The 572-nt window shown below is 54.0% G+C and carries 1 protein-coding gene; it reads left to right on the forward strand.

Going from position 1 to position 572, the window contains the following annotated elements; genetic code table 11:
* The coding region (locus tag PORUE0001_RS02680) for a transposase (protein WP_007364930.1) at window positions 1-440 on the forward strand (440 nt) is incomplete at its 5' end.
* Between the last annotated feature and the right edge of the window lie 132 nt (window positions 441-572).

The following is a 572-nucleotide window of genomic DNA, read 5'->3' on the forward strand; positions in this document are numbered from 1 at the left end:
TTGAAATCATCAGGGAAGACGAGGAGATGTACCGCCACTACCTGCACCTCATTTCCTGCAAAGGAGTGGGTCTCGTCACCTCGGTCATGCTGATCGTTTTTACCGACAATTTCAAGGGCTGGAGTGCCAAGAAGATGGCTAGCTACTGCGGTATAGCGCCCTTCTACGAGAGCTCTGGGAGCTCAGTCTTTCACAAATCCAACACAGGAGGCTACAGTAACCGACGGCTAAAAGGAATCTTGACCCAAGCAGCCCGAAGTGCCATAACTCATAACCCAACATTTAAACAGTACTACCAACGCATGAAAGCCCAAGGCAAGCCCTACGGGGTCATCCTCAACAATGTCAACAATAAGCTCCTACACATCCTCTTCTCGCTGGTGGCGCACGACTGCGACTTCGAGCTAGACCACGAAGCGAAGAGAGCCCTACGAGCCTAGTCCAAGGAATGAAAATCTCCGCTCCGGGAGCGCCCCGCGGCAAGGGGTGGGAGCCCCCACCCCGACGAGCGGTTACGAAGAGAAGAGAGTCCTCCGAGGCAAGTTCAGAAAGGAAAATCTCCGCTCCGGGAG

It is taken from the genome of Porphyromonas uenonis 60-3 (assembly GCF_000174775.1).
Classification (GTDB): Bacteria; Bacteroidota; Bacteroidia; order Bacteroidales; family Porphyromonadaceae; genus Porphyromonas; species Porphyromonas uenonis_A.